Origin of the sequence: Kitasatospora nipponensis, from assembly GCF_039528135.1 — a bacterium.
Classification (GTDB): Bacteria; Actinomycetota; Actinomycetes; order Streptomycetales; family Streptomycetaceae; genus Kitasatospora; species Kitasatospora nipponensis.
The window spans coordinates 1-20786 of record NZ_BAAALF010000113.1; the positions used below are offsets into that span (position 1 = coordinate 1).

A 20786-nucleotide genomic window follows, 5' to 3' on the forward strand; every position below is an offset into this window, starting at 1 on the left:
CCCCCCGCCCCCCCCCCCCCCCCCCCCCCACCCCCCCCCCCCCCCCCCCCCCGCCCCCCCGCCCCCGCCCCCCCCCGAGCTGCCGGCCCTGGTCGAGGGCGTCCTGGCCGACGGCTGGGTCCCGGTGTACGGGCACACCAGCAGCCGGCAGGAGCTCGACGACTACGCCTGGCACCGCAGCGGCGCGCTGGCCCAGTGGGCCCTCGACCACCCCGGGCACCCCGACCGCGAGCAGGTGCGGCAGGCCGCGGACGAGCAGCGCGCGCACTGGCTGCGCCGGCGCGAGAGCGCCGGGTTCGCCACCCTGCTGCTGCGCCGCGCGGCCTGACCACCGGCCGGGTGCGGCCGGGCAGCGGGCCGGGAGGGGGCCGCCCGCGCGCCGCGGCCGTCAGTCGAGCCTGGCGTCGAACGCCAGCACCCGGACCAGCTCCTCGACCCGCTCCTCGGCCAGCCCCTGGGAGACGAACCAGGCGCCGACGTTGCGCACGTCACGCTCCAGGAACGAGCGCCCGCGCGGGTTGGCGACGACGTCGACGATCTGCGGCACGTCGATGATCACCAGCCGCCCCTCGTGGACCAGGATGTTGTACGCCGACAGGTCACCGTGCGCGTAGCCGTCCCGGGCCAGCAGCGACAGGCTGAACCCGAGCTGCTCCCACAGGTCCGCCAACTCGGCGGCCGGCGGCCGGGTCTGGGCCAGCCGGGGCGCGGCCGCACCGGAGGCGTCGCCGATGAACTCCATGAGGATCTCGGTGCCCAGGATCTGCACCGGGTACGGCACCGCGGCCCCCGCCAGCCAGAGCCGGGAGAGCGCGGCGAACTCGGCCGCGGCCCACTGACCGGCGATGGCCTGCTTGCCGAAGTCGGTGCGCTTGGCCATCGCGCGGCTGACCCGCGACTCCTTGTGGGCGCGGCCCTCCAGGTAACCGGAGTCGCGGTGGAAGAGCCGGTGCTGGCCGTCCCGGTAGCGCTTGGCCGCCAGCAGCGTGCGCCGCTCGGTGCCCGGCACGCCGCGCTCCACCAGGAAGACGTCGGCCTCCTTGCCGGTCTTGACGATGCCGAACTCGGTGTCGACGGCGGCCAGGTCGGTCACCACCCAGTCGGGACGCGGCTCGGGACCCTTCTCGCTTGGCGTGGACTGGTCCCAGGTGGACCAGCGGTCGCCCACCGGCGGCCCGTCGGCAGCGGGCGCGGGCCCGGCGTCGTCCGCCTGCTCGGGCCAGAAGCGGTGGGTGTACTCGGCGAACGCCTCCTCGAAGGCGGCGTCGTCGTGGTGGTTGCGTCGGTTGCCGCCCTTGCCGGCGCCCTTGGGGCGGATGCGGCTGAAGGACTCGCCGTCGGTCATGCGCTCACGCATGTGAGAGGTCTCCTGCGGGATGGGCCCACCGCAGGATGCGTCCAGCGACGCGTCGTCAGCCGGCGGGCAGAGAACGAGAGAGGGCGTCTGGCGCGCAGGTCAAGGCGCGCCGCGTCGTGGCGGCAACCATCACGACACACCTCCTCGTCTCTCGTCACGACCGGGCGGCAACCCGCCCGGTCCGGCAGTTCCCCGATGCTCCCGCGCCACCCGCCACGGGCGCAACCGAATTACCGGCGGGGCGCGGGCCCCGGGGATCCCCCCAGGGTCCGCGCCCCGCCGCCACCGGCTCAGCCCTTGACGCAGACGACCTGCTTCAGCTCGGCGACGACCTGGACCAGGTCCCGCTGCTGTGCCATCACCTTGTCGATCGACTTGTACGCACCCGGGATCTCGTCCACCACCCCGCTGTCCTTACGGCACTCCACGCCCTTGGTCTGCTCCACCAGGTCGCGCGTGGTGAACCGCTTCTTCGCCGCCGTCCGGCTCATCTTGCGACCCGCGCCGTGCGAGGCGGAGTTGAAGGACGCCGGGTTGCCCAGCCCGCGCACGATGAACGAACTGGTGCCCATCGAGCCCGGGATGATCCCCCACTCCCCCGTCCCCGCGCTGATCGCCCCCTTGCGGGTGACCAGCAGGTCGACGCCGTCGTAGCGCTCCTCGCTGACGTAGTTGTGGTGGCAGCTGATCACCTCGTCGAAGGCGACCCGGGCCCGCGGGAACTCGCGGCGGACCACGTCCTGGAAGAGCGCCATCATCACCGCGCGGTTGTTCTTCGCGTACTCCTGCGCCCAGAACAGGTCCTGGCGGTAGGCGTTCATCTGCGGGGTGTCGGAGATGAAGACGGCGAGGTCGCGGTCGACGATGCCCTGGTTGTGCGGGAGCGAGCGGGCGACCGTCATGTGGTGCTCCGCCAGCTCCTTGCCGATGTTGCGCGAACCGGAGTGCAGCATCAGCCAGACCGCGCCGGTGTCGTCGACGCAGACCTCGATGAAGTGGTTACCGCTGCCCAGCGAGCCCATCTGCTGCATCGCCCGCTCGCGACGCCACTTGACCTCGGGCGCCACGCCCTCGAAGCGGTCCCAGAAGTCGTCCCAGCCGGCGGCCGCGAAGCCGTGCAGCTTGCCCGGGTCGACCGGCTCGGCGTGCGCACCCCGGCCGACCGGGATGAGCTGCTCGATCTTCGAGCGCAGCCGGCCCAGGTCGTCCGGCAGGTCGCGGGCGTCGAGGGAGGTCTTGACGGCGCTCATCCCGCAGCCGATGTCCACGCCGACCGCGGCCGGGCAGACCGCGCCCTTCATGGCGATCACGGAGCCGACGGTGGCGCCCTTGCCCAGGTGCACGTCCGGCATCACGGCCAGGCCGTGCAGCCACGGGAGGGTGGAGATGTTGCGCAGCTGCTGCAGGGCCGCGCCCTCGACGGTGGCCGGGTCGGCCCACATCCGGATCGGTACGCGGGCGCCGGGAACCTCGGTGTACGACATGGTGGAACAGACCCCCAAAGGTCGACAGATCAAGCCTAGTCGCGCGGTTCGCGCGGGCATCGGTGCTGGTGGAGCGGCCACGCGAAGCGTCCGGCGTGGCTCGGGAAGACAGGGGGCGCGGCCCGCGCGAGGTGCGGGCGGGCTCAGGCGGCGGTGCGGCGGCGCGGTGCGGAACGGCGTGCCCCGCGACACAACGGCGAGGGACGGGACGGCCTCGGGGAGCGCGCGACGCTGTTGCGCCTGCCGGCTGGCTCGACCCGCATGATGACCGCCTCCTCTCCTCGTCGTCTGCTCGACCGCCGCGCGGTGCGACGGGGCTATCAACCCATGCCGCCCTCGGCTCGTGCAAGGGGATTTGCGGGGCCCGCGGGCGGTGCGGGCGGGCACCGCGAAGGCCCGGCGGGTCGCCCCGCCGGGCCTTCGTCGGTAGCTCAGGCGATCGTCGACCTGGTGACGGTCCGCCTCAGTTGGCGACGACCGTGACCTCGCCCAGGCCCAGCGCCCGGACCGGCTCGGCGATCACCGAGGCGTCGCCGACCAGCACGGTGACCAGGCGCTCGGGCGGGAAGGCCGCGACCACGGCCGCGGTGGCCGCCTCGGTGCCCAGCTCCGCGAGCTGGCGGTAGACCGTGGCCTGGAAGTCGTCGGGCAGGTGCTGCTCGACCTGGTCGGCCAGGGTGGCCGCGACCGCACCCGCGGTCTCGTACTTCAGCGGCGCGACGCCGACCAGATACTGCACCGCCTCCTCCCGCTCGCCGTCGGTGAGGCCCTCGGCGGCCAGGGTGCGCAGGATGGTCCAGATGTCGGCGAGCGCGGGGGCGGTGGAGGCGGTGTCCACCGAGCCGCTGATCGCCAGCACGGCCCGTCCCGAGCCCTCGGGGTTGGAGCGCAGCGGCTGCGCGAAGGCCCGCACCCCGTAGGTGTAGCCCTTCTCCTCGCGCAGCACCCGGTCCAGGCGGGAGGTGAGGGTGCCGCCGAGGCAGTAGGTGCCGAGCGTCTGCGCCGCCCAGCTCGGGTCGTGCCGGTCGGGGCCGATCCGGCCGATCAGCAGCTGGGTCTGCACCGCGCCGGGACGGTCCACGATGACCACCCGGGCCGCGTCGTCGGCGGTGACCGGCGCGGCCACCGACGCGGCGGCGCTCTCGCCGCTCCAGCTGCCGAGGGTGTTCTCGAGCAGGGCGGGCAGGTCCACGGCGCCCAGGTCGCCGACCACCACCACGGAGGCCGTGGCGGGGCGCACGTGCGCGCGGTAGAAGGCCAGCACGGCCTCGCGGTCGATCACCTTGACGGTCTCGGCGCTGCCGGCCCGCGGGCGCGAGAGCCGGTCGGCCTCGTCGAACAGCTCGGCGTAGAAAGCCTTCGCGGCCTGCCGGGCGGGGTTGGCCTGCTCGTGGACGAGCTCGTCGAGCCGGTTGGCGACCAGCCGCTCGATCTCGTCGACGGGCAGCGCGGGGGCGCGCAGCGCGTCGGCCAGCAGGCTCAGGCCGCGCTCCAGCCGGGAGACCGGGACCTCCAGGACGACCCGGATGCACGGGTGGTCGGCGTGCGCGTCCAGCGTCGCGCCGACCCGCTCCAGCTCGGCGGCGAACTCCTCGGCGCTGAGCTTGTCGGTGCCCGCGGTGAACGCCCTGGCCAGGATGGTGGCCACCCCGTCGAGTCCGGCCGGCTCGGCGGCCAGCGGGGCGTCGAGCAGCACGTCGACGGCCACCAGCTGCTGGCCGGGGCGGTCGCAGTGCAGCACGGTGAGCCCGTTGGCGAGCGCGCTGCGGGTCGGCGCGGGGAACGCCCACGGGGTGGGCGTGCCCGGCTGCGGCTGCGGGTGGAAGGTCATGGTGGGGACGAAGGTGCTCATGCGGCGTCCTCCTCGACGGGGCCGGAGGTGGCGTCGGAAGCGTCGCCGGAGTCCGTGGCATCGGTGCTGGTGGGGGGTTCGTAGACGAGGACGGCGCGGTTGTCGGGGCGCAGCCGGGCGGCGGCCAGGGCCTTGACCTCCTCGGCGGTGACGTCCATGACCCGGGACAGCGCGGTGTTGACGAGGTTGGGGTCGCCGAAGAGCACCGCGAAGCGGCAGAGCTCGTCCGCCCGGCCGGCCACCGTGGTGAGCCGGTCGAGCCACTCGCGCTCGATCTGCGCCTGGGCGCGCTCGAGCTCCTCGGGCGTGGGGCCCTCGGCCGCGAACCGGGCCAGCTCCTCGTCCACGGCGGCCTCGACCTGCGCGATGGTGGCCTCGCCCGAGGTCTTGACGTCGAGCCAGCCCAGCGAGGGGGCGCCGGACAGCCGCAGCAGGCCGAAACCGGCCGTCACCGCGGTGCGGTCGCGCCTGACCAGCCGGTTGTAGAGCCGGCTGGACTCGCCGGAGCCGAGCACGGTCAGCGCCAGGTCGGCCGCGTCGGACTCGCGGGTGCCGTCCTGCGGCAGTCGGAAGGCCGCCATCAGCGCGCGGGAGGGGACCTCCTCCTCGACCAGCTCGCGGATCTCCGTGCCGATGGTCGCGGGCAGCGAACCGTCGCGCGGCGGCGTCTTGCCGTCGTGGCCGGGGATGCTGCCGAAGTACCTCTCCACCCAGGCGATGGCCTGCTCGGGGTCGATGTCGCCGACCACCGAGAGCACGGCGTTGTTGGGCGCGTAGTACGTCCGGAAGAACGCCCGGGCGTCCTCCAGGGTGGCGGCGTCCAGGTCGGCCATCGAGCCGATCGGGGTGTGGTGGTAGGGGTGGCCCTCGGGGAAGGAGAGCGCGGTGAGCCGCTCGAAGGCGGTGCCGTAGGGCACGTTGTCGTACCGCTCGCGGCGCTCGTTCTTGACGACGTCGCGCTGGTTCTCCATCGACGCCTCGTCGAGGGCGGCCAGCAGCGAGCCCATCCGGTCGGCCTCCAGCCACAGCGCGAGCTCGAGCTGGTGGGCCGGCATGGTCTCGAAGTAGTTGGTGCGCTCGAAGCTGGTGGTCCCGTTGAGCGAGCCGCCGGCGGCCTGGACCAGTTCGAAGTGCCCGTTGTTGGAGACGTTCTTCGAGCCCTGGAACATCAGGTGCTCGAAGAGGTGCGCCAGTCCGGTGCGGCCCTTCACCTCGTGCCGGGAGCCGACGTCGTACCAGAGGCAGACCGCGGCGACCGGGGTGAGGTGGTCCTCGGAGAGCACCACCCGCAGGCCGTTGGCCAGGCGGTGCTCGGTGATGGCGATGCCTCGGGTGGAGGCGGGGGCCGGGTTGGCCATGCGCTCGGGTCCTTCCCGTCAGGTTGGGTCGGGGGTGTCTACGGCCCCATTGTGGTGCAACGCGCAGGGCGCCGGGATGTGCCCGCGCGGGCCGCGCGTTCGCCACCGGCGGAAGCACCGCGGGGAGCGCCGCGGGACACCCGTGCCGACCGGGCGCACCACCACCGGGCGGCCCTGGGCGGGGAGTGTCCGTGCGAGGGTCCACAATGGGGGGCGCCGTACCCCGGTGACGACATGTGAAGCACCACCGACGCACGACGTGTGAAGCAGCTGACAGACGCAAGGGAGCCCCGCCGCGATGGCCCGCCGCAGTTCGCCGACCCCGCCGCCCGGAGACTTCGAGGAGCGGATCCTCGATGTCGACGTCGTGGACGAGATGCAGGGTTCCTTCCTGGAGTACGCCTACTCGGTGATTTACTCCCGCGCTCTGCCGGACGCGCGGGACGGTCTCAAGCCGGTGCACCGGCGCATCCTCTACCAGGCCAACGAGATGGGCCTGCGGCCCGAGCGCGCGCACGTGAAGTGCGCCCGCGTGGTGGGCGAGGTGATGGGTCGACTGCACCCGCACGGGGACGCCTCGATCTACGACTCCATCGTCCGGATGGCGCAGCCGTTCTCGATGCGGGTGCCGCTGATCGACGGACACGGCAACTTCGGCTCGCTCGGCAACGACGACCCGCCGGCCGCGATGCGCTACACCGAGTCGCGGCTGACCGCGGCCGCGATGGCGCTGGTGGAGTCGATCCACGAGGACACCGTCGACTTCGGCCCCAACTACGACGGCAGCGAGCAGGAGCCGGTGGTGCTCCCGGCCGCCTTCCCGAACCTGCTGGTGAACGGCGCCTCGGGGATCGCGGTCGGCATGGCGACCAACATGCCGCCGCACAACCTGACCGAAGTCATCGCCGCCGCCCGGCACCTGATCAAGCATCCGAGCGCCGACCTCGACACCCTGATGCGCTTCGTCCCCGGCCCCGACCTGCCCACCGGCGGCCGGATCGTGGGCCTGTCCGGCATCCGCGACGCCTACGAGAACGGCCGCGGCACCTTCAAGATCCGTGCCACCACGACGGTCGAGAACGTCACGGCCCGGCGCAAGGGCATCGTGGTCACCGAGCTGCCGTTCACGGTCGGCCCGGAGAAGGTGATCGCCAAGATCAAGGACCTGGTCAACGCCAAGAAGCTGCAGGGCATCGCCGACGTCAAGGACCTCACCGACCGCGAGCACGGCCTGCGGCTGGTGATCGAGGTCAAGAACGGCTTCGTGCCCGAGGCCCTGCTGGAGCAGCTCTACAAGCTGACGCCGATGGAGGAGACCTTCGGCATCAACAACGTCGCGCTGGTGGACGGCCAGCCGTTGACGCTGGGCCTCAAGGAGCTGCTGGAGGTCTACGTCGACCACCGCTTCGAGGTGGTCCGCCGGCGCAGCGAGTTCCGGCGGCGCAAGCGCCAGGAGCGGCTGCACCTGGTCGAGGGCCTGCTGGTGGCGCTGGTCGACATCGACGAGGTCATCGCGCTGATCCGCTCCAGCGACAACGCGGCGCAGGCCAAGGACCGGCTGATGGAGCGCTTCTCGCTCTCCGAGATCCAGACCGCCTACATCCTGGACACCCCGCTGCGCCGGCTGACCCGCTTCGACCGGGTCGAGCTGGAGACCGAGCAGGCCAAGCTGACGGCGGAGATCGCCGAGCTGACCGAGATCCTGGAGTCGGACAGCAAGCTGCGCGGTGTGGTCTCCGGCGAGCTGGCGGCGGTCTCCAAGCAGTTCGGCACCGAGCGGCGCACGGTGCTGCTGGAGGCGGGGGCGGTCCCCTCAGCGGCGCTCTCGGTGCCGCTCGAGGTGGCGGACGACCCGTGCCGGGTGCTGCTCTCCTCGACCGGGCTGCTGGCCCGCACCGCGGACAGCGAGCCGATCGAGTTCGGCGAGCCCTCCACCGGGCGCTCGAAGCACGACGTGATCGTCTCCTCGGTGCCGGCCACCGCGCGGGCCGACGTGGGTGCCGTGACCTCGGCCGGCCGGGTGCTGCGGCTGCCGGTGATCGACCTGCCGGCGCTGCCCCCGCAGCCCGTCCTGTCGCTGGCCGGCGGGGCGCAGGTCAGCGAGTTCCTGCGGCTGGAGGCCGGGGAGCGGCTGATCGCGCTGACCACGCTGGACGAGTCCTCGCCCGGCCTGGCGCTGGGCACCGTGCAGGGCGTGGTGAAGCGGGTGGTGCCCGAGTGGCCCGCCAACAAGGACGAGTTCGAGGTGATCGCGCTCAAGGAGGGCGACGAGCTGGTGGGCGCGGTCGAGCTGCGCACCGGCGAGGAGGACCTGGTCTTCATCAGCAGCGACGCCCAGCTGCTGCGCTACCCGGCGGGTCAGGTGCGCCCGCAGGGCCGGCCGGCCGGTGGCATGGCCGGCATCAAGCTCACCGACGGGGCCCGGGTGCTCTCGTTCACGGCGGTCGACCCGGCGGTGGACGCGGTGGTGATCTCGGTCGCGGGCGCCTCGGGCACGCTGACCGGCGAGGCGCAGAGCAGCTGGAAGGTGACGCCCTTCGAGCAGTACCCGCGCAAGGGCCGGGCCACCGGCGGGGTGCGCTGCCAGCGCTTCCTGCGCGGGGAGGACGCGCTGGCCTTCGCCTGGGCGGGTGCGGCGCCGGCGCGGGCCGCGGCCGCGAACGGCACCCCGGTGACGCTGCCCGAGCGCGACCCGCGCCGGGACGGCTCGGGGACGCCGGTGGCCACGCCGGTCGCGGCGGTGGCCGGGCCCGCCTGAGCGGGCGGGGTGCGCGCTCGGCTGCGCTGACGCCGGCGGCACCGGTGACGCGGTAGGGCCGGTGACGTTGGGCAGTGCTGTTGGGCCGGTGCAGTGGGGCCGGTGCGGCTTCGGGATCCCCCGGGGCCGCACCGGCCCGGCCGCCCTTGCGGCGCCGGTAGGCTGATCCGAGTGATCACTTGTGCGAGCCAGTCGAGCGACCTTGCCGAGCCGCTGGCGGCCACCGCCGCCACCGCCGCCACCTGGCTGCTGATCGAGCAGCCCGGTCCGTGGGGTGCGAAGGCCCTCACCCAGAGCCATCTCGACCCCGAGTTCGGCCGTGCCCTCGACGCGGCGGCCGAAGGCACCGGCGTGCGGGTGGCCCTGATCCGCCGCCCCGGGCGGCACGCCGACGACCAGCCGACCAGCGGACACCAGGTGATCCTGGCGCACACCGCCCCGGGCCGCAGCTGGGTCCGCCGGACCGAGCTGCTGGACCTCACCGAGCTCCTGACGCTGGACCTGGCCGCCGCCGGCGCGGGCGAGCACGGTGGCTTCGGAAGCCCGCACTCCGGCGGCCCGCTGGCCCTGGTGTGCACCAACGGCCGACGCGACCGGTGCTGCGCCCTGCTCGGCCGGCCGCTGGCCGCCGAACTGGCCGCGGCCGGACACAGCGAGGTCTGGGAGATCACCCATCTGGGCGGTCACCGCTTCTCGCCCACCATGCTGGTGCTGCCCTACGGCTACGCGTACGGGCGCCTCACCGAGGCCGCGGCCAAGGACGTGCTCGCCGCGACGGCCGCCGGACGGGTCGTGCCGGAGTTCTCGCGCGGGCGGTCCTCCTGGGACCGGCCCGGCCAGGCCGCCGAGCACGCGGTGCGCCTGCTGATCGACGAGGGCGCGGCGGACAGTCTGACGGTCACTCAGGAGCCGTTGCCCCAGGGCGGCTGGTCCTGCCGGGTGCGGCACACCGACGGTCGCGGCTGGCGGGTGACGGTGGTCGCCGTGCCGAGTGAGCCGGCGCGGCCCGAGAGCTGTGGCAAGACGCCGGCCAACCCGGCCCGGATGGACGTCGAGTCGGTCACCGCCGAGTAGCCGTCCGGTGGCGGCCGGGCCTCCCGCGGGCTCCGCGGACCGTGCGGGGCGGGCGCGGTGACGGCCCGGGTCCTACGGAGCGTCACCCCTCCATCGGCGCAGTCCCCGGCGGCGGGCGGGGCCGCGGCCGCCTAGCGTGGCGGCCGTGGGACCACCCACGAGGACGGCTTCCGCTCTCGATCGGAGGCCGAAGTGCTGTGCGGAGCGGACCGCTGCCGGTCCCGCTGCGCCGCCCCGGCCGCCCGGCCGGGCGCACGGAAGGATGCACCGGAAAAATGAAGCCGGACCTCAAGACCGCCGACGCCGCCCCGACGCCCGTCACCCCCGACGCCGACACCGATGCCGACGCCGCCGCGGGCTCCGAGCCCGCCCAGGTGACCGAGCCGGACCACGAGCAGGCTCCGCCGGACTGCTCCGAGCGCAAGCGGCCCGGACGGTTGCGCCACCGGGTCGGCCTGGCGGCGGCGATCGTGGCCAGCGCGGGTTCGATCGCCCTCAGCGCCGACCTCGCGAGCGCGACAGCGGTCCCGGACCACCTCGAGGCCCGCCCCGGGCTGGTGAGCACCGACGACCCCACCGGTGACGACGGCCTCGACTACGGCACCGCCGGCGGATCCGACGACGGCTCCGACTACGCGACCGACGACGGCGCCGGCACCGGGGACGACACGGACTACGCCACCAGCGACGCCGGTGACGAGGGCGACTACAGCGATGACGACGGATCCGGCGAAGGGTCCGACGACGCATCCGGCTCCGCGACGGGGGACGGCTCGGACGACCGGGGCACCGGCGGTTCGGGGTCCACCTCGGCCGACGACTCGGGCGACGGCGACGGCGACGGCCGGGGCTCGGTCGCGATCACCTCCAGCGGCGCCGGCGAGCAGGGCTGGGACGGCTCGGTCTACTGGTTCCAGAACAGTTCGGGCGAGTGGCGCTGGACCCGTCACCTGGACACCTACCAGAACCGGACCTCCGGTCGGAGCGGCGCCACGCGCAGCACGTCCACCGGGTCCGACCAGGGCGCGAGCCCCGCCGTCGCCGCCTCGAGCGGCGACGTCGAGACCGCCGTCGAGTACGCCCTCGCGCAGGTGGGCAAGCCGTTCAAGATGGGCGGCACGGGCCCCGGCAGCTTCGACTGCTCCGGGCTCGTGCAGACCTCGTTCCGGCACGCGGGGATCTCGCTCCCCCGGATCGCCAACGACCAGTACGCCGCGACCACGGCCATCCGCTCGAGCCAGCTGCAGCGCGGCGACCTGCTCTTCTGGTCCACCGACGGGAGCGCGGAGGGCATCCACCACGTGGCCATCTACCTCGGCAACAGCAAGTACGTCGAGGCGGCCCACCCGGGGACCACCGTGCGGATCTCCACGCTCAACCAGGGCTACTGGCCGACCCAGACCAGCCGGACCTGACCGGCACCTCACCGAGCGGGGCGTCACGCCGAACGGCGCGGACCGAGCACGACGTCGCGGGCCCCCGGCAGCCGGGGCTGCCGGGGGCCCGACGTGTGCGGCGCGCCGACCGGCGCCGCGCAGAGCGCTCTCAGACCGCCCCGGCGCCGGTCAACGACCGCACCTCGAGCTCGGCGAACTTGTCCGAGTCCGCGCGCTCCTCGCCGCTGACCGTGCCGATCCAGCCCATCAGGAAGCCGAGCGGGATGGAGATCAGGCCCGGGTTCTCCAGCGGGAACCAGTGGAAGTCGACCCCCGGGAACATCGCGGTCCTGCTGCCGGAGACGACCGGCGAGAACAGCACCAGCCCCAGGGCCGGCACCAGCCCGCCGTAGGTCGCCCAGCAGGCGCCGCGCGTGGTGAAGCGGCGCCAGAAGAGGTTGTAGAGCAGGGTGGGGAGGTTGGCCGAGGCCGCGACCGCGAAGGCCAGACTGACCAGGAAGGCCACGTTCAGGCGCTGCGCGAAGAGGCTCAGCACGATGGCGAGCCCGCCGATCACCACGGCCGCCAATCGGGCCACGATCACCTCCTGGCGCTCCGTCACCGGCGCCCGCCGCGGGCTGCGGAAGGCCTGGGCGTACAGGTCGTGGGCGAAGGAGACCGAGGAGGCCAGCGTCAGACCGGCCACCACGGCGAGGATGGTGGCGAAGGCAATGGCCGAGGTGAGGGCGAAGAAGAGGGTCCCCCCGGTACTGCCCTCACCGCCGCCCAGCTTGAGCGCGAGCAGCGGCACCGCGGTGTTCCCCGCGGAGTTGGCGGCCTTCACCGCCTTGGAGCCGACCAGCGCGGTGGCCCCCAGACCGAGCACGATGGTCATCAGGTAGAAGCAGCCGACCAGGCCGATCGCCCAGATCGTGGAACGGCGGGCGGCCCGGGCGGTGGGCACCGTGTAGAAGCGGGAGAGGATGTGCGGCAGGCCGGCCGTACCGAGCACCAGGGCCAGCCCCAGGCTGACGAAGTCGAGCCGGCTGGTGCCGGAGGCCCCGTACTTGAGGCCCGGCTCCAGGTAGCGCTCGCCGGCCCCGCTCCCCCGGGCCGCCGCGTGCATCAGGCCGGCGAGGTCGCCGTGGAAGCGCACCACCACCCAGACCGTCAGCAGCACCGCGCCGGTCATCAGCATGAGCGCCTTGACGATCTGGATCCAGGTGGTGGCCCGCATGCCGCCGACCGTGACGTAGATGATCATCAGGGCGCCGACGGCCACGATGGTCCAGGTCTTGGCGGCGGCGCCGGTGGTGCCCAGCAGCAGCGCCACCAGGCTGCCGGCGCCGACCATCTGCGCGATCAGGTAGAGCAGCGTGACCACCACGCTGGCGGTACCGGCCGCGGCCCGCACCGGACGCTGGCGCATCCGGGTGGCCAGCACGTCCGCCAGCGTGTAGCGGCCGGTGTTGCGCACCAGCTCGGCCACCCACATCAGCACCACCAGCCAGGCGACCAGGAAGCCGATGCTGTAGAGGACGCCGTCGTAGCCGTAGAGGGCGATCAGACCGGTCACCCCGAGGAAGGAGGCGGCCGAGAGGTAGTCGCCGGACAGGGCGATGCCGTTCTGCAGCGGCCCGAAGTCGCGGCCGCCCGCGTAGAAGTCCTCGGCCGCCTGGCCGCGCCGGCCCACCCAGAGGGTGATGGCCAGCGTCACCACGACCACGAGGGCGAAGAGCACGACGGCCAGCGCGTGGTGCTGACCGGCCGCCGGCGCCAACGCCGCGCGGACCGGTGCGACCGGGTGGCCCACGGCCGGGTGCAGCTCGGCCGGGCGGGGTGGGGCCAGGTGGATCCCGCCGGGGTGCGGCACCGAGACGGCGGGCAGGAACGGGGAGCCGGCGGGCGCACCGCTGGACGCGGCGGTGGCGGCGGAGGTCGGTGCGGGGGCTGACAGGGCGGGGGCGACGGCCGCGGGCAGGGCGCCCACGACGGCCGGTACGTCGGTCAGAGTCATCGGAGCTGGTCCTGAGTGTCCCAGCGCAGGCCGAGGGCTGCCCGGTCGCGCTTGATGCGGGCGTTGCGGGAGTAGAGCCAGGTGATCACGAACGTCGAGACGAACTGGAGCAGCCCCAGCGTCCAGGCGACGCTGAGCGGCCCGGCCACCTGTGTGCGCATCAGATCCGGCGCGACCGCCTGGGCGATCACGTAGAGCAGGTACCAGCCGAGGAAGACCGCAGTGGCCGGAAAGACGAAACTCCGGTAACTGCGCCGGATCTCCTGGAAGGCCTCACTCTGCTGGACCTCGCGGTACACCTGGGCCGCTGCCGGGTCCGGCGGCTCCTCGGTCGGTCTGATCGGGCGCTGCACCGGGACCACGACGGCTGCCACGGGGCGCCTCCTGGTCTGTCGATGGACCGTCCCGGCGGGAGCGGACGGACGGGCGGGAGCCGACGGAGCCGGGGCCGACCACCAGTCGAACCGTTGGCCCCGTCGGGGCGTTCGACCGGCGGATCCGGTGATTTCGTGCTGTGCCAAAGCTGCTCCTGGCCCGGGACGGCGCCACCGAGCGGTGGGCGTCGGTAGATGGCACCGAGCACTCCGGACGGCCCGCCCCGAAGAATCCAGTCGGCGTAACGACGGCGCCCTGACGGTCCCATGATGGCGTGCCAGAAACCGATTTGCGGCATTCAGCCAGGCTTTTCACTCGATAAGGTGAGATCAGTCCGTTTGCGAAGGAGAAGAGATGCCATGTCGGAATGCATAACTGACCGCTTGCGCACGATCTCTTACTGCGGTCTTCGCGAAAAGGTTGTTGATGTGCGTCTTCACGGTGGCCGGGCTGACGAAGAGCGCCTTGGCGATCTCGGTGTTCGAGAGGCCGTCCGCGATCAACGCGAGCACCTCGGCCTCACGCACCGTCAACCCGTCCGGCAGGTGGCGCTCGGCCCCACCGCTCTGCAGCGCCAGACCGCCCGCAGGCGACTGACCTGCCGGTCCGCCGTCCTCGCCGCCCTGCGCACCGCCGGCGCTCCGCCCGGCCAGCTGCTCCAGGAGCCGCCGCTGCACCTGGGGCGAGAGGCCCGCCGCTCCTGAACGCACGTCGGCGATGGCCCGGGCGATCTCGTCCGCCCCCGCGTCCTTGGTGAGATAGCCGCGCGCACCCGCCTGCAGGGCGGGAAAGAGCGAATCGTCGTCGGCATAGGTGGTCAGCACCACCACTTCCGTCCCGGGGTGGTGCGCCCGGATCCGCCGGGTCGCCTCCACACCGTCACAGCGCGGCATCCGGAGGTCCATCAGGACGACGTGCGGCTCGTGCTCCGCCACCAGACGCACCGCCTCCTCGCCGTCCGAGGCCGCCCCGACCACCGTGATACCGGGGAGCAGCCCGAGCAGCATGACGATGCCCTCACGGACCACGGTCTGGTCGTCCGCCACCAGCACCCTGGTCACCGAGCCCTCGCCTCCCGGGGCACCGGCGCCAGCTGCGCCCGCCGAGCCGCCGAGGACGTCGAAGCCACCCGAACCGCCCGAGTCGCCCGTTCCGCCGGCTCCCTCGCCGATCGGCCCACCGCCCTGCTCGCTCATGCCAGTTCCGCTCCGTGTCCGTCAGGCCGGTACCCGCAGGAGGACCAGCCAGCCGCCCTGCTCCGGGCCCGCCTGAAGGCTTCCGCCCAGGAGTTCGGCCCGCTCGCGCATTCCCAGCAGACCGTACCCGCTCCCGCTGTCGGCCAGCACCGCCGACACCTCGTCGGGAGCGCCACCGCTGTTGCGGACCTCCAGCTCCACCGCCTCCTCCAGGTACCGCAGTTCCATCGTGCACGTGCCACGGGCGGCGTGTTTGCGAACGTTGGTGACCGCCTCCTGCGCCGTCCGCCGCACCGCGAGACCCGCTTCGGCGGCGAGCGGACGGGGCGTGCCCGACACGGTCAGGGCGATGCGTTCGCGTTGGGTGAGCTCCACCAGGAACTCCCCGACCGCCGTGAACTCGCCCCGCAGGGCCGAGAGCGCCTGCCGGGTCTCCACCAACCCCTCCTGGGCCATCCGCCGGGCGGCCACCACGCGCTCCCTGACCTGCTCGCGCGTCGCCCCGCCGTCCAGCATCAGCCGGGCCGCCTCCAGATGGACCAGCTGGGCGGAGAGACTGTGGGCCAACACGTCGTGGATCTCCCGCGCGATCCGGGCCCGCTCCGCGAGAGCCGCGCTCTCCGCCTCCGCCGCCCGTGCCGCGCGCTCCTGCTGGAGCAGCCGCCGAGCCGTCCCGCGCGCCTCGGCGTCCAGTCGCAGCAGGTAGCCGAGCAGCGAGAGTCCGACCACGGTGGCGGAGACCCCCAGGACCCCGTCCCCGCTGAACACCGCGTACGAGGTGAGCGTCGCCGCGCAGGACGGCAGCGCCACGAGCAGCGGCAGGCGCACCAGGACGATCACCGCGAGCCAGCACCAGGTGGCGCTGGCCAGCAGGGTGGCGCCCAGGTAGTGGGCCACCGGTGCGATGACCAGCAGGAGCCCCATGGAGGCGAGCGTCCAGCCGAGCCGGTGCCGGCCACTGACCCGGAAGAGGAGTTGGAAGAGCGCTCCGGTCGCCGCCAGACCAAGGACCGCGAGCGGCACCGCCCACCCGGTGAACCGTCCGGAGCCGAAGGTCCCCAGCGTGACCGCCAGCAGGAGGGCCAGTCGCCCCGCGTAGGACAGCACCGCTCCGGGCCGGGACCGCTCCTCGCGGGCCAGCGCCTCCCGAGAGGGCCAGCGCGTCCAGGTGTCCAGTGACACGAGCGGTCCTTCCAGCAGCACGGCGGTCCCTCAGGCCACCGCGTGCAGGTCGGGCGAGGAGTCCAGGCGGTGGGCCCTCCAGTTCACCACGACACCGCGGACCAGCAGCAGCGCGCCGAGCGTGAGCAGCAACGCGTTGGAGTCCTGGTGCACGTGCAGCACCGCACCCAGCCCGTACAGGCCCAGCCGGATCGCTATCAGCCCACCCCAGGCCGCCACTGTGGCCGCGGTGCCCCTGGCCCAGAGCGTGCCGTCGCTCTCCCGCCAGATCCGCACCGTCCACCCCCAGACCGAGCCCATCGCCATGACGACGAGCACCGAGGCGGTCAACAGGCCGATCGCCGCCACCTTGTGGGCCGGGTCGATCAGGTGCGGGTCGCGCAGCGCGAGCGCGGCCAGGATCAGCGGCAGCACCCAGAAGCGGCGCTCGGTGTCCAGCTTCTTGGCCTGGAACTGGCGGCGCGCGATGAGCACGACCACCGCGAGGATCACAACGATGTTGACGAGGCCGGCCATCGGACTCTCTCCGTCCCGAGAGGGGGTTTCTGACAGCCACGACGCTACGGACCCCGGGGCGCCCGGTGATCGGCTCCAGGGTTGAACTACGGCTGAGGGGGCTCTCCACCCGTGGGTGGAGAGGCCCCCCCCCGGGGGGGGGGCCCCCCCCCCCCCCCCGGGGCGACCCGGCAGCCTTCCGGCCGGGCTGACCGGTCCGGGTCGCCCGCCGGGACTCAGGCGTCGATCCGCGAACGGTCCATGGTGGCCGCCGAGTCGACGATGAACTCCTTGCGGGGCGCCACGTCGTTGCCCATCAGCAGGTCGAAGACCTGCTCCGCGGCCGGCAGGTCGCCCAGGTTGATCCGGCGCAGGGTGCGGTGGCGCGGGTCCATGGTGGTCTCGGCCAGCTGGTCGGCGTCCATCTCGCCCAGACCCTTGTAGCGCTGCACCGGCTCCTTCCAGCGCAGGCCCTTGGCCTGGAACTCCAGCATGGTGCGCCGCAGCTCGGCGTCGGAGTACGTGTAGTGGTACTTCTCCATGCCGCGCTTGGGGTTGGTGAGCTCGATCCGGTGCAGCGGCGGCACCGCCGCGAAGACCCGGCCCTGCTCGACCATCGGGCGCATGTAGCGCTGGAAGAGCGTCAGCAGCAGGATGCGGATGTGCGAGCCGTCGACGTCGGCGTCGGCCATGAAGATCACCCGGCCGTAGCGGGCCTGGTCGATGTCGAAGGTGCGGCCGGAGCCCGCTCCTATCACCTGGATGATCGCCGCGCACTCGGCGTTCTTCAGCATGTCCGAGACCGAGGCCTTCTGGACGTTCAGGATCTTGCCGCGGATCGGCAGCAGGGCCTGGAACTCGGAGTTGCGGGCCAGCTTGGCGGTGCCGAGCGCGGAGTCGCCCTCGACGATGAAGAGCTCGCTGCGCTCGACGTCGTCGCTGCGGCAGTCGGCCAGCTTCGCGGGCAGCGAGGAGGTCTCCAGTGCGGTCTTGCGGCGCTGCGCCTCCTTGTGCTGGCGGGCCGCCACCCGGGGGCGGGCCGCCGCCACGACCTTCTCCAGGACCGCCCGCGCCTGGACCTTCTCGTCCTTCTTGCTCGAGGTCAGGAAGGCCTTGAGCTCGCGGGCCACCACGGCGGCCACGATCCGGTTGGCGGCGGAGGTGCCGAGCACCTCCTTGGTCTGGCCCTCGAACTGGGGCTCGGCCAGTCGGACGGTGACCACCGCGGTCAGGCCCTCGGTGGCGTCGTCCTTGGTGATGTCGTCCTCGGCGACCCGCAGCACCTTCGCCGCCCGCAGCGCCTCGTTGACGGTCTTGGCGAGCGAGCGCTCGAAGCCGGTGACGTGGGTGCCGCCCTTGGGGGTGGCGATGATGTTGACGAAGGAGCGCAGCGTGGTGTCGTAGCCGGCGCCCCAGCGCAGGGCGATGTCCACCTCCAGCTCGCGGGTGACCTCGGTGGGGGTCATGTGCCCGAGCTCGTCCAGGACCGGGACGGTCTCCTTGAAGGTGCCGTCGCCGCGCAGCCGCAGCACGTCGCAGACCGGCTTGTCGGGGGCGAGGAACTCGCAGAACTCGCCGATGCCGCCGTCGAAGCGGAAGGTGGTCTCCTCGACCTTCGCGCTCTCCGTCAGCCGCTCGTCACGGACCATGATGGTCAGTCCCGGGACGAGGAAGGCCGTCTGGCGGGCCCGGTTGTGCAGGATCTCCAGGGAGAGCTTGGCCTCCTTGAGGAAGATCTGCCGGTCGGCCCAGTAGCGCACCCGGGTCCCGGTGCGGGTCTTGGGGACCTTGCGGGTCCGGGTGAGGCCGCTCGCCGGGTCGAACGGGGCGTCCGGGCTGAGTTCGGTGAAGACACCGGGGGTGCCGCGGCGGAAGCTGATCGCGTGGGTGTGGCCGCCCCGGTCCACCTCGACGTCCAGGCGGGCCGAGAGCGCGTTGACCACCGAGGCGCCCACGCCGTGCAGGCCGCCGGAGGCGGCGTAGGACCCGCCGCCGAACTTTCCGCCGGCGTGCAGCTTGGTCAGCACGACCTCGACGCCGGAGAGCCCGGTCTTCGGCTCGACGTCCACCGGGATGCCGCGGCCGTTGTCGCGGACCTCGACCGACCCGTCCTCGTGGAGCAGGACCTCGATCCGGTCGCCGAAGCCGCCGAGGGCCTCGTCCACCGCGTTGTCGATGATCTCCCACAGGCAGTGCATCAGGCCCCGGCTGTCGGTGGAACCGATGTACATGCCGGGCCGCTTGCGGACCGCCTCCAACCCCTCGAGGACGAGCAGGTGCCGAGCGGTGTAGTTGGATCCGTCATCCGCGGCGCGCAGGGCGGGCGGCACGGTCGTTTCGGCACTCACGCGGTGCACTCCTCCAAAGAGACTTCTGACTCGATCCGACGGGGTTTCCCCGGGCCGTTCCCCAGGCCGCGTCTCACCCTGGCGTATCGCGGCCGCTGCACAGTCCGCCCCGGCTCCGCAGCTTGTACGCGCTGCGCGAACACGGGCCGGGCCGGGCCCGGTCGGCGGGAGCGCCATCTCCCCCGTTCCCGGCGGATCCTGGCGGACCGTCGAACCGACCGCGAGCGCTGGAACTGCCGAGATGCAGGCTACCGGTGCTCGGGACGGGGCTTATGCTCCAACCCAGTAGGGGATTATGCTACGCCCACCCTCGGACAACAGTTCGAAGGTGCGTTCGAGTGATGGACAGGTCGCGGATCCCGGCAGGCATGAACCACCGGCGCCCGGGGCACGTCCTCATCAACAGCAGAATCCTCAGAGAAGAAAAGCCACGAGCGGGAACGTTTTCGGCCTGGTTGGATGTTGACCCTGGTACGACAGCTCGTCGAGCTAGAGAAGAGGCGACGTGACTACTGTTCTGACACCTGCGAGCCCGCTCACCGCGGCTGACCGCTGCGACCGCTGCGGCGCCCAGGCATACCTGCGCGTCGTACTGGCGAGTGGCGGAGAGCTGCTCTTCTGTGCCCACCACGGGCGGAAGTTCGAGCCGGAGCTCAAGAAGATCGCCGTGGAAATACAGGACGAGAGTGGTCGTCTCGCCACCACGACGGCCTCGGCCACCGGCGACGAGCGCTGAGCGTTCTACGCTCTTCAAACGTGCTGAGGTCGGCCCCTGCGGGCCGGCCACTGGGCGGCAGGCTTCATCAGGCCTGCCGCCCAGCGTCACACGTGGCACCGGGCAGGCATGACCGGGCGGTCACCGTACTCGACCCCACCGTCCCGGTGACGGCTACGCGTCGACGGCCGCTCGGAGCTGGCCGTTGACCACGTCCGCCACCGCCGCCAGCCTGGTGTAGACGCCCGGATGCCGGGCGTCCGCGCAGCCTGCCCCCCACGAGACCAGGCCCACCAGCCGGTCGGCCACCACCAGCGGCCCACCACTGTCGCCCTGGCAGGCGTCCTTGCCGCCGCGCGACTCCCCCGCGCAGACCATGCCGCGGGCATCGAAGGTCCCCTCCGAGCCGCCCGGGTAGTCGCGCGCGCACACCGCGTCGGCGACGATCGGCACATCCACACCGTGCAGCGTCGTGGCGTAGGTCGCACGCCCCGTGGTGTCACCCCAGCCGTAGACCTGCGCCCGGGTCCCGACCGCGTACGGCGCGGTCTCCCCCTGCCCGACCATCGGCAGCACCGCCCGCGCGTCCTGCGGGTACTGCAGCGTGAGCACCGCCACGTCCTGCATGTTCTGCTCGAACGAGTACTGCGGGTGGATCCAGACACTGGTGACCGGGACCTCGACCCCGTCGCGCCTGGTGAGGTCGGTGCGACCGATGATCGCCGTCAGCCCGGGACGGTGCGTCTCCCGCCCGGCACTCTCGTCGTAGAAGCAGTGCGCGGCCGTGACCACCTTCGTCGGCGTGACCAGGGTGCCGCCGCAGAACTGACCGGAGCGCGCATCGCCGAACTGCTGCCGACTGGCCACCGCCACCATCCACGGACGCTGGTCGGCGGTGTCCGTCCAACCGCCCACGATCCGGCGCTCGGCCTGCGCGGGCGCGGCCCCCACCGTGAGCAGCGCACCGGGCAGCACCGCGAGCAGTGCCAGCGCGGCCACCCGCCGGCTGCCGCCGCGCGCCCGGGAACGGCGGAACCCGCCACGAGCCGTGCGGACGCGGTCGCCCGGCGGGGCGGACGAGATGGACATCACAGGGGACTCCCGGCGGCTCGACAGCAGGCAACCGCCAAAGCGTAGTCACAATCTCACCCTGAGTGCTCGCCGCCTCGCGTTCAAACACTCGGACGAGGGACGCCAAC

The 20786-nt window shown here is 72.9% G+C and carries 16 protein-coding genes; 5 read left to right on the forward strand and 11 right to left on the reverse strand.

The genetic code is table 11. The annotated features are described in order from the left end of the window. The first annotated feature begins 124 nt into the window (after positions 1-124). Positions 125-328, forward strand: coding sequence for a hypothetical protein (locus ABD323_RS26185; RefSeq protein WP_344444421.1), 204 nt, complete (start codon positions 125-127; stop codon positions 326-328). Between the two features lie 60 nt (positions 329-388). Here ABD323_RS26185 and ABD323_RS26190 read toward each other — a convergent pair whose 3' ends face one another. The 4 genes from ABD323_RS26190 to ABD323_RS26205 all read right to left on the reverse strand — a co-directional run bounded on the left by ABD323_RS26190 (position 389) and on the right by ABD323_RS26205 (position 6051). Next, on the reverse strand, positions 389-1357 hold the full coding sequence (locus ABD323_RS26190) for a serine protein kinase RIO (RefSeq protein ID WP_344444422.1): 969 nt from the start codon (positions 1355-1357) through the stop codon (positions 389-391). Positions 1358-1647: 290 nt separating this feature from the next. Next, the gene (locus ABD323_RS26195) at positions 1648-2841 is read right to left on the reverse strand and encodes an RtcB family protein (RefSeq protein WP_344444423.1); all 1194 of its coding nucleotides are present in this window, start codon (positions 2839-2841) and stop codon (positions 1648-1650) included. 463 nt (positions 2842-3304) lie between these two features. Continuing rightward, complete coding sequence (locus ABD323_RS26200; protein ID WP_425556158.1) at positions 3305-4672, reverse strand: M16 family metallopeptidase; 1368 nt, start codon at positions 4670-4672, stop codon at positions 3305-3307. Between the two features lie 17 nt (positions 4673-4689). Beyond that, entirely contained in the window at positions 4690-6051 is a 1362-nt protein-coding gene (locus ABD323_RS26205; protein ID WP_344444425.1) for a M16 family metallopeptidase, read from the reverse strand. A 298-nt stretch (positions 6052-6349) separates the two neighbouring features. Here ABD323_RS26205 and ABD323_RS26210 point away from each other — a divergent pair, with 298 nt between their 5' ends. From ABD323_RS26210 to ABD323_RS26220, 3 genes are all read left to right on the forward strand, one after another. Further along, positions 6350-8809, forward strand: coding sequence for a DNA gyrase/topoisomerase IV subunit A (locus tag ABD323_RS26210; RefSeq protein WP_344444426.1), 2460 nt, complete (start codon positions 6350-6352; stop codon positions 8807-8809). A gap of 171 nt (positions 8810-8980) precedes the next feature. After that, positions 8981-9883 (forward strand): ferredoxin family protein, encoded by a 903-nt coding sequence (locus ABD323_RS26215; protein WP_344444427.1) that lies wholly within the window; start codon positions 8981-8983, stop codon positions 9881-9883. Positions 9884-10158: 275 nt separating this feature from the next. Further along, complete coding sequence (locus tag ABD323_RS26220; RefSeq protein ID WP_344444428.1) at positions 10159-11298, forward strand: NlpC/P60 family protein; 1140 nt, start codon at positions 10159-10161, stop codon at positions 11296-11298. A 130-nt stretch (positions 11299-11428) separates the two neighbouring features. On the opposite strand, the gene ABD323_RS26225 is transcribed toward ABD323_RS26220, so the two are convergent. The 6 genes from ABD323_RS26225 to ABD323_RS26250 form a co-directional block, all read right to left on the reverse strand. Next, positions 11429-13276: a solute symporter family protein gene (locus ABD323_RS26225; RefSeq protein ID WP_344444429.1), complete on the reverse strand. Its 1848-nt coding sequence runs from the start codon at positions 13274-13276 to the stop codon at positions 11429-11431. Next, on the reverse strand, positions 13273-13650 hold the full coding sequence (locus tag ABD323_RS26230) for a DUF485 domain-containing protein (RefSeq protein ID WP_344444430.1): 378 nt from the start codon (positions 13648-13650) through the stop codon (positions 13273-13275). Before ABD323_RS26230 ends, ABD323_RS26225 begins: the two co-directional genes overlap by 4 nt. A gap of 330 nt (positions 13651-13980) precedes the next feature. Further along, the gene (locus tag ABD323_RS26235) at positions 13981-14658 is read right to left on the reverse strand and encodes a response regulator (RefSeq protein WP_425556159.1); all 678 of its coding nucleotides are present in this window, start codon (positions 14656-14658) and stop codon (positions 13981-13983) included. Positions 14659-14868: 210 nt separating this feature from the next. Then, on the reverse strand, positions 14869-16029 hold the full coding sequence (locus tag ABD323_RS26240) for a sensor histidine kinase (RefSeq protein ID WP_344444432.1): 1161 nt from the start codon (positions 16027-16029) through the stop codon (positions 14869-14871). Positions 16030-16059: 30 nt separating this feature from the next. After that, a complete protein-coding gene (locus tag ABD323_RS26245) occupies positions 16060-16545 on the reverse strand; it encodes a DUF1453 domain-containing protein (RefSeq protein WP_344444433.1) in 486 nt (161 codons plus the stop codon). Between the two features lie 215 nt (positions 16546-16760). Then, complete coding sequence (locus ABD323_RS26250; protein ID WP_344444434.1) at positions 16761-18872, reverse strand: DNA gyrase/topoisomerase IV subunit B; 2112 nt, start codon at positions 18870-18872, stop codon at positions 16761-16763. Between the two features lie 505 nt (positions 18873-19377). Here ABD323_RS26250 and ABD323_RS26255 point away from each other — a divergent pair. Continuing rightward, on the forward strand, positions 19378-19608 hold the full coding sequence (locus ABD323_RS26255; protein ID WP_344444435.1) for a DUF7455 domain-containing protein: 231 nt from the start codon (positions 19378-19380) through the stop codon (positions 19606-19608). Between the two features lie 153 nt (positions 19609-19761). Here ABD323_RS26255 and ABD323_RS26260 read toward each other — a convergent pair whose 3' ends face one another. Beyond that, positions 19762-20676: a S1 family peptidase gene (locus tag ABD323_RS26260; RefSeq protein ID WP_344444436.1), complete on the reverse strand. Its 915-nt coding sequence runs from the start codon at positions 20674-20676 to the stop codon at positions 19762-19764. Between the last annotated feature and the right edge of the window lie 110 nt (positions 20677-20786).

Excerpts from the sequence above, each read along its gene's own strand:
- ABD323_RS26220 (WP_344444428.1), top strand. The coding sequence starts at position 10,159 with ATGAAGCCGGACCTCAAGACCGCCGACGCCGCCCCGACGCCCGTCACC.
- ABD323_RS26245 (WP_344444433.1), bottom strand. The coding sequence starts at position 16,545 with ATGGCCGGCCTCGTCAACATCGTTGTGATCCTCGCGGTGGTCGTGCTC.
- ABD323_RS26260 (WP_344444436.1), bottom strand. The coding sequence starts at position 20,676 with ATGTCCATCTCGTCCGCCCCGCCGGGCGACCGCGTCCGCACGGCTCGT.
- ABD323_RS26225 (WP_344444429.1), bottom strand. The coding sequence starts at position 13,276 with ATGACTCTGACCGACGTACCGGCCGTCGTGGGCGCCCTGCCCGCGGCC.
- ABD323_RS26200 (WP_425556158.1), bottom strand. The coding sequence starts at position 4,672 with ATGACCTTCCACCCGCAGCCGCAGCCGGGCACGCCCACCCCGTGGGCG.
- ABD323_RS26210 (WP_344444426.1), top strand. The coding sequence starts at position 6,350 with ATGGCCCGCCGCAGTTCGCCGACCCCGCCGCCCGGAGACTTCGAGGAG.
- ABD323_RS26235 (WP_425556159.1), bottom strand. The coding sequence starts at position 14,658 with ATGCTGCTCGGGCTGCTCCCCGGTATCACGGTGGTCGGGGCGGCCTCG.
- ABD323_RS26195 (WP_344444423.1), bottom strand. The coding sequence starts at position 2,841 with ATGTCGTACACCGAGGTTCCCGGCGCCCGCGTACCGATCCGGATGTGG.
- ABD323_RS26205 (WP_344444425.1), bottom strand. The coding sequence starts at position 6,051 with ATGGCCAACCCGGCCCCCGCCTCCACCCGAGGCATCGCCATCACCGAG.
- ABD323_RS26190 (WP_344444422.1), bottom strand. The coding sequence starts at position 1,357 with ATGCGTGAGCGCATGACCGACGGCGAGTCCTTCAGCCGCATCCGCCCC.